Origin of the sequence: Streptomyces colwelliae, from assembly GCF_048158785.1 — a bacterium.
Classification (GTDB): domain Bacteria; phylum Actinomycetota; class Actinomycetes; order Streptomycetales; family Streptomycetaceae; genus Streptomyces.
Genome location: NZ_JBLTJC010000430.1, coordinates 1 through 8048 on the forward strand (window position 1 = coordinate 1; position 8048 = coordinate 8048).

Here is an 8048-nt window from a genome sequence, read left to right on the forward strand (position 1 = left end):
GTCAATACCAGTGCAGGGTGCCGAGAAAGCGGGGTTATCCACAGCCCCGGCGTCAGCGAGCGCACCGACGTACGCTGGATACCCCCGGCCCACCACCCGCGTCGGGCCCTTCGTGTTGCCCACCCCCAGACGGAAAGCCCTCCATGAGCCTGCACGGTCTGCTCGACGCCGTAGTCAAGGACCCCGCCCTCGCGGAAGCCACCAGGGCCGCGACCGACGGCAACCGCATGCACGTCGACCTGGTAGGCCCCCCGGCGACCCGCCCCTTCGCCGTGGCAGCGCTGGCCCGGGAGACCGGCCGCACCGTCCTCGCGGTGACCGCGACGGGCAGGGAGGCCGAGGACCTGGCGGCAGCCCTGCGCTCGCTGCTCCCGTCGGACGGCGTCGTGGACTACCCGTCCTGGGAGACCCTCCCGCACGAGCGCCTCAGCCCGCGCAGCGACACCGTGGGCCGTCGCCTCGCCGTCCTGCGCCGCCTGGCCCACCCGAGGGAGGACGACCCGGAGACGGGCCCGGTCTCCGTCGTCGTGGCGCCCGTGCGGTCCGTGCTGCAACCGCAGGTCAAGGGGCTCGGAGACCTGGAGCCGGTCGCCCTGCGGACGGGCCAGACCGCCGACCTGAACGCGATCGTGGACGCGCTCGGCGCCGCCGCCTACGCGCGCGTGGAGCTCGTCGAAAAGCGCGGCGAGTTCGCCGTACGCGGCGGCATCCTGGACGTGTTCCCGCCCACCGAGGAACACCCCCTGCGCATCGAGTTCTGGGGCGACGACGTCGAGGAGATCCGCTACTTCAAGGTCGCCGACCAGCGCTCCCTGGAGGTCGCCGAACACGGCCTGTGGGCACCCCCGTGCCGTGAACTCCTGTTGACGGAAGACGTCCGCACGCGCGCGCGTGCCCTCGCCGAACAGCACCCCGAACTGGGCGAGCTGCTCAACAAGATCGCCGAGGGCATCGCCGTAGAGGGCATGGAGTCGCTGGCCCCGGTGCTCGTCGACGACATGGAACTGCTGCTCGACGTGCTCCCCAAGGGCGCGATGACCGTCGTATGCGATCCGGAGCGGGTACGCACGCGTGCGTCCGATCTCGTCGCCACCTCGCAGGAGTTCCTCCAGGCCTCCTGGGCGGCGACCGCCGGTGGTGGCGAGGCGCCCATCGACGTCGGCGCGGCCTCCTTGTGGGCCATCGCGGACGTACGGGACCGGGCGCGCGAGCTGGACATGATGTGGTGGTCCGTCTCGCCGTTCGCCGCTGATGAAGAGCTCGACGCCGGCACCCTGAAGCTCGGCATGCACGCCCCCGAGACGTACCGCGGCGACACCGCGAAGGCCCTCGCCGACACCAAGGGCTGGCTCGCCGACGGCTGGCGCACGGTCTTCGTGACCGAGGCCCACGGCCCCGCCGCCCGCACGGTCGAGGTTCTCGGCAGCGAGGGCGTGGCGGCCCGCCTGGAGACGGAACTCGGCGAGATCGCCCCCTCCGTGGTGCACGTGGCGACCGGCTCGATCGACTACGGCTTCGTCGATACGGCGCTGAAGCTCGCCGTCCTCACCGAGACCGACCTCTCCGGGCAGAAGGCCGCCGGCAAGGACGGCGTCCGGATGCCGGCCCGCCGCCGCAAGACCATCGATCCGCTCACCCTGGAGGCGGGCGACTACATCGTCCACGAGCAGCACGGTGTGGGCCGTTACATCGAGATGGTGCAGCGCACGGTGCAGACCGCGACGCGCGAGTACCTGGTCGTCGAGTACGCCCCCGCCAAGCGCGGCCAGCCCGGCGACCGGCTGTACATCCCCACCGACCAGCTTGAGCAGATCACCAAGTACGTCGGTGGCGAGTCCCCGACCATGCACCGCCTCGGCGGCGCCGACTGGACGAAGACCAAGGCGCGCGCCAAGAAGGCCGTCAAGGAGATCGCGGCCGACCTCATCAAGCTGTACTCGGCCCGGATGGCCGCCCCGGGGTACGCGTTCGGCGCGGACACGCCCTGGCAGCGGGAGCTGGAGGACGCCTTCCCGTACGTGGAGACGCCCGACCAGTTGACGACCATCGCCGAGGTCAAGGACGACATGGAGAAGTCGATCCCGATGGACCGGCTGGTCTGCGGCGACGTCGGCTACGGCAAGACGGAGATCGCGGTACGGGCCGCGTTCAAGGCCGTACAGGACGGCAAGCAGGTCGCCGTCCTCGTCCCGACGACGCTGCTCGTGCAGCAGCACTTCGGGACGTTCACCGAGCGGTACTCGCAGTTCCCGGTCAACGTACGGGCGTTGAGCCGCTTCCAGACCGACACGGAGGCGAAGGCGACCCTGGAGGGCCTGCGCGAGGGCTCCGTGGACCTCGTCATCGGCACCCACCGCCTGTTCTCCTCCGAGACCAAGTTCAAGGATCTCGGCCTGGTCATCGTCGACGAGGAGCAGCGCTTCGGCGTCGAGCACAAGGAGCAGCTGAAGAAGCTGCGCGCGAATGTCGACGTCCTGACGATGTCCGCCACGCCGATTCCCAGAACCCTGGAGATGGCGGTGACCGGCATCCGTGAGATGTCGACGATCACGACGCCCCCGGAGGAGCGTCACCCGGTACTGACATTCGTCGGCCCCTACGAGGAGAGGCAGATCGGCGCCGCGATCCGCCGCGAACTCCTGCGCGAGGGCCAGGTCTTCTACATCCACAACCGCGTCGAATCGATCGACCGCGCGGCGGCCCGGCTGCGCGAGATCGTCCCGGAGGCGCGCATCGCGACCGCCCACGGCCAGATGTCGGAGCAGTCGCTGGAGCAGGTGGTCGTCGACTTCTGGGAGAAGAAGTTCGACGTCCTGGTGTCGACGACGATCGTCGAGTCGGGCATCGACATCTCCAACGCGAACACGCTGATCGTGGAGCGCGGTGACAACTTCGGCCTGTCCCAACTCCACCAGCTGCGCGGCCGGGTGGGCCGAGGCAGGGAGCGGGGCTACGCGTACTTCCTGTACCCCCCGGAGAAGCCCTTGACGGAGACGGCCCACGAGCGCCTCGCGACCATCGCCCAGCACACGGAGATGGGCGCGGGCATGTACGTGGCGATGAAGGACCTGGAGATCCGAGGAGCCGGAAACCTCCTGGGCGGCGAACAGTCCGGCCACATCGCGGGCGTCGGCTTCGACCTGTACGTCCGCATGGTCGGCGAGGCCGTCGCGGACTACCGCGCCTCCCTGGAGGGCGGTGTCGAGGAGGAGCCGCCCCTGGAGGTCAAGATCGAGCTCCCCGTCGACGCCCACGTCCCGCACGACTACGCCCCCGGCGAGCGCCTGCGCCTCTCCGCCTACCGGTCCATCGCCTCCGCCAACACGGAGGAGGACATCAAGGCCGTACGCGAGGAACTCGTCGACCGCTACGGCAAGTTGCCCGAACCGGTCGAGAACCTGCTGCTGGTGGCGGGCCTGCGCATGCTCGCCCGCGCGTGCGGCGTCGGCGACATCGTCCTCCAGGGCACCAACATCCGCTTCGCGCCGGTGGAGTTGAGGGAATCCCAGGAACTGCGCCTCAAGCGCCTCTACCCGGGCACCGTCATCAAGCCGGCCGCCCACCAGGTGCTGGTACCCCGCCCGAAGACGGCCAAGGTGGGCGGGAAGCCGCTGGTCGGGCGGGAGTTGCTGGGCTGGGTGGGGGAGTTCCTGGCGACGATCCTGGGGTCGTAGGTCTTGCGGGCGCTGTCCGAATCGTCTGACACCATCGTATTGACACCGGTGGCGCCCGCTCCCCATCGTTGACATATCGGCGCTTTCCAGGCGCCCGTTCATTCCAGGGGGAGGAATGAACAGTGTCGTCTTCGGCAATCTCGGCGTCTCGCTCACCGACCGCCACGGGGCTCGCCTGACGCGCCTGCCCCTGCGCGCGTCCGATCCACGACCGGTACGGCTGCCTCATGGACCGGATGTCTCCGCACCGCCGTTCCTCGTGGGCCGGGACGAACAGCTCGCCCTCGTCCGCAGGGCGGTGCGCGAGCGGAGCGCGGTGGAGTTCACCGGCCCCTGCGGAGCGGGAAAGTCCACTCTGCTGCGGAACGCGGCCGCCGCCGGTGGCGTGTATGTGCGGGTCGGCGGCACCGAACTGGAGGACCTGCTCCAGGACTTGATGCGGCAGTTCTACGTCTACTCTTCCGGCGTCGGCGGCGTACGGCTGACCACAGAGCAGTGCGCCTGGACGCTGGGACAGGTCACCGGAGTCGTCGTACTCGACGATGTGTCCTACAGCCCCGAGCAACTCGGCTACCTGCGCCGGGTGTTACCGGGCTGCGCGCTGGTGATCGGTGCTCCGGTCCCGGTGCTCGGCGTCCTCGGGAACTCGCGGACCCTGCCGGGGTTGCCGGAAGCGGCGGCGGTGGCCCTGCTCTCGCACGAACTGGGCCGCTTCATCCCCGACTCCGAGATGGCCGCCGTACGACGGCTGGTGGCGGCCGTGGACGGGCAGCCGCTGCGTCTGCGGCAGGCGGGAGCGCTGGCACGGGTCGACGGCCGCTCCTTCGCCGAACTCGCCGCGCGGGCCGAGTCCGACCCGGGGATCCTGGACGAACTGAGCATCTCGGCCACGGGCCCGCAGGCCAAGCGGGCGCTGGCGGTGCTCACGCTGGTCGGCGGTGCGCTGCTGCCCGGTGCCCTGCTCTCCCAGATGGCCGACATCGCGTACGTCAGCGAGACCCTGGAGTCGCTGACCGCGCGCGGACTGGCCGAACAGGCCGCGGACCGCTTCGGGTTGCCGGTCTGCAAGTCCGAGCCCTACCGGCGGATCCTGTACCGCTACATCGGACTCGCCTCCGTGCTGCGGGCGTTGGGTGCCTGGCTCACGTCCGGCGACCCGACCGGTGAGGAGACGCGCGGGGCCGCCGAGGCGGCGCTGAGTCTGCTCGGTGTCGCGGCCGAACAGCGTGAGTGGCAGGTGGTCGTCCGGCTGACGACGGTCGTCGAGCGCGTGCTGTTCGTCCAGGGGCACTGGCAGGCCTGGCAGAACACCCTCGCGCAGGGGATCACGGCGGCGCAGGCGGCCGGGGACAAGGCCGCCGAGGCGTACTTCACCCACCAACAGGGCGTCCAGCACTTCCTCCACGACCGCACGGACCACGCCCGACGGCTGCTGCGGCGGGCGCTCGACCTGCGGACGCAGTTGGGGGACGTGGCGGGGGCGGCGGTCACGCGGGCCAACCTGGCCCTCCTCGAACCGCCTCCGCCTCCGCCGATGCCACCGTCGGCGCCGGCCGCGTCCAGGACCGCGAACTCCCGGCGGCTGGTGCTGGCGGCCGTCGCCGGGGTGGTGGCGGTGCTGGTGATCGGGTCGGCGATCGTGCAGGCGGTCGGTGGCGGCGGGGGCACGGGCGGAGGCGGTGGGTCCGACCCGCCACCCATCGTGTCTGCGGGGCCTGGGGGGACCGACATCAGTGGTGGCACGACTACGGGTCAGACGACTACGGGTGAGACCACGACAGGTCAGACGACTACGGGCCAGACCACCGCAGGAAACGGCGGGACGCCGCCCATCACGCTCTCGGCGCCCGCTATCACCCCGTCCGCACAGAGCTTCGGAACGGTGAACATCTCCCCGCTCCACGACACCCGGGTGTTGGACTTCACGATCACCAACCCCAACGGCCAGGCCGTGGCACTCGACTCCGTGGGCATCCCCGGTGACACCGGCTTCTCGACAGTGCGGCGGGGCGAGGGAGGCTGCTCGGACCGTCTGGAGGCTGGAGCCTCGTGCACGGTGTCGGTCAGATACGCACCGAACCGGCTGGGTCCGGCGAGTACCGGACTCACGGTTGCTTCGGGCGAGAGCACCTCCACAGCCGAGCTCACCGGCACCGGAGTCGTCCACATCACCGTCGCCGTCGACGGCCCAGCCGAAGGCAACGTCACGATCAACGGTGTTCCTCCCGAGGTGACCTGCGACGGTCTGGCCAGGACTTGGGGTTGTGACTTCGATGTCGCGACGGAGGGACTGTCCCTGACCGCGACCATCTCTGGCGAGAACCTCTTCTTCGACGAGTGGTCGGGCGTCTGTGTCAACCCCGACGTCGAGACGTCGTGTGCACCGGCTCTTGACGAGAACGGGACGGTGACGGTGGAGTTCGCGTCGTCTCGGATCGGCTGAACCTGCTTGTCCCCGCAGGTCAATCGGACCGGAACAACGCCGTCGCCAACGTCCGGAACACCGCCTCGGGATCCTTGTCGCCGACCGGCCCGTCCAGGTTGTGCCCGAGGAGCAGCGTCGCGAAGCCGTGCGCCAGGGACCAGGCGGCGACGCCGGCCAGGCGGGGGTCGATGCCAAGGGCCGCGGGGCGCACGGACGAGACGGCTTCGCGCAGGGCGTCCGTGGCGAGGGCGCGGGCCGTGGCGAGTTCGAGGTCGCCGTCGCGCAACAGCTCGGGCGCGAACATCACTTGGAAGTGCGCCGGATGCTCGCGCGCGAAGCGGACGTACCGCACGCCCGCGTCCTTCAGATCCGCCGCTTCCCCGATCGCGCCCGCCAGCAGCCCGAACCCCTCCGCCGCGATCGCCGTCAACAGCCCCGTGCGGTCCTTGAAGTGATGCGCCGGCGCCGCGTGCGAGACACCGGCACGCCGGGCGAGATCCCGCAGGCTCAGCGCGGCCGGGCCGTCGGCGGCGATGACGTCGAGCGCGGCGGTGAGGATGGCGCGGCGCAGATCGCCGTGGTGGTACGGGCGGCGGGTGCTCCCGGAGGCCTTGGCGCTCTCGGCGGTCTCGGCGGTCTCGTCCGTCTTCGCGGGCTTGGCTGTGCTCATGGTCAGCAGCGTACGCTGAATCTAGGCATTGACAAGTTTGGGTGGGTGAGGCAATCTAGTCAGTGTCAAGTTGTGGACGACCGGGACGCGACGAGGAGTTATGTCATGTCGGAGAGCGTGCGGGGAATCGAGACCACGAAAAGCCCCGCCATCGTTGAGCTGAGCCGCGTGCGCCAGCTCTGGCACCTGCTCGAACCCCTGCACGCCGTGCTGTATTACGCGCCGGAGGTCTTCGAGGAGGCGGCCGCGCTCGGATACGACACGGGGGAGCGCTGGCCGAGCTACTTCCCGTTGCGCGCCGCGCCGTTGGGCCCGGTCGGCAGTGAGCGGGTGGCCTCCGCCTTCTACAGCTTCAGCCCCCGCATGGTCGCCGAGCACATGGACCCGGCGTGGGGCATCGCGAGCCCGGACGCCGTGCTGAAGGCGAGGGTGCGCGGAATGGACCGGGCCTACCGCGCGATATTCGGCGACCGCGTCGACAGCCCCGAGTTGGCGGAGGCAGCCGCCCTCGCCCGCCGCGCCGCCGAGGCGGTGAACACCGCGGGCCGCCCCCTCGCCGCGGCCAACGCCGAGTTGTCCTGGCCCACGGAACCCCACCTCCAGCTGTGGCAGGCGGCGACGATCCTGCGCGAACACCGTGGCGACGGCCACCTCGCCGCCCTCCTCGTCGCCGATCTCGACCCGGTCGAGTCCCTGGTCTCCTTCGCCGCGATCGGAGCCGCCTCCGTCCAGCGCTTCGAGAGCCGGGGCTGGAGCCGGGAGGAATGGGCCGCGGCACGCGAACGCCTGGTCGTCCGGGGCGTCATAGACGACATGGGTACGGCGACGCGGGCGGGCCGCGACCTGCGCCAGGAGGTCGAACGGCGCACCGACCAACTGGCCGCCGCACCTTGGCAGTTCCTCGGCCGGACCGACACCGACCGACTCGCCGACCTGCTGGGGGAGTTCTGGGTTGCCGTACTCGGTTCCGGGCTGCTGCCCTCGGAGTCGACGTTGGGCATCGGCAAGGTCTGAGGGACTGGGAGGCTAAGGGACTGGGGGCTGATGGTCTGCGGGGCTGTGGGTCTGCGGGGCTGAGAGAGCGTGAAATCCGGGGCGGAGTAAGGGGAGTAAGGAGAGGGGGTGAGGGAAGCCGGTACTTCGGCCTGTTCCACCGCTGCGATACAGGCGAGTTGCGCGCCATACGGCCATAGGTCTCGTATGCCCGTGACGCGTCCGCCGCTACCGTGGGGACCAGGCAATATCCGCCCTCTCAGGGGCGGGGCCGGGTGAGCAAGGG

4 protein-coding genes are annotated in these 8048 nt (G+C 70.4%); 3 read left to right on the top strand and 1 reads right to left on the bottom strand.

All coding sequences use genetic code 11. The annotated features are described in order from the left end of the window. The first annotated feature begins 143 nt into the window (after positions 1-143). Both mfd and ACNFOC_RS46555 read left to right on the top strand, forming a co-directional pair. Positions 144-3674: a transcription-repair coupling factor gene (mfd, locus tag ACNFOC_RS46550; protein WP_416965050.1), complete on the top strand. Its 3531-nt coding sequence runs from the start codon at positions 144-146 to the stop codon at positions 3672-3674. Positions 3675-3789: 115 nt separating this feature from the next. Further along, entirely contained in the window at positions 3790-6117 is a 2328-nt protein-coding gene (locus ACNFOC_RS46555) for a hypothetical protein (protein ID WP_416965051.1), read from the top strand. 19 nt (positions 6118-6136) lie between these two features. Here ACNFOC_RS46555 and ACNFOC_RS46560 read toward each other — a convergent pair whose 3' ends face one another. Beyond that, on the bottom strand, positions 6137-6769 hold the full coding sequence (locus tag ACNFOC_RS46560) for a TetR/AcrR family transcriptional regulator (RefSeq protein ID WP_416965052.1): 633 nt from the start codon (positions 6767-6769) through the stop codon (positions 6137-6139). A gap of 105 nt (positions 6770-6874) precedes the next feature. Between ACNFOC_RS46560 and ACNFOC_RS46565 the strand changes: the two genes are divergently transcribed. Continuing rightward, positions 6875-7783, top strand: a complete 909-nt coding sequence (locus tag ACNFOC_RS46565) for an SCO6745 family protein (RefSeq protein ID WP_416965053.1) — start codon at positions 6875-6877, stop codon at positions 7781-7783. Positions 7784-8048: the final 265 nt, after the last annotated feature.

Coding starts and splice junctions, on each gene's coding strand:
- ACNFOC_RS46560 (WP_416965052.1), bottom strand. CDS start 6,769: ATGAGCACAGCCAAGCCCGCGAAGACGGACGAGACCGCCGAGACCGCC.
- ACNFOC_RS46565 (WP_416965053.1), top strand. CDS start 6,875: ATGTCGGAGAGCGTGCGGGGAATCGAGACCACGAAAAGCCCCGCCATC.
- ACNFOC_RS46555 (WP_416965051.1), top strand. CDS start 3,790: ATGAACAGTGTCGTCTTCGGCAATCTCGGCGTCTCGCTCACCGACCGC.
- mfd (WP_416965050.1), top strand. CDS start 144: ATGAGCCTGCACGGTCTGCTCGACGCCGTAGTCAAGGACCCCGCCCTC.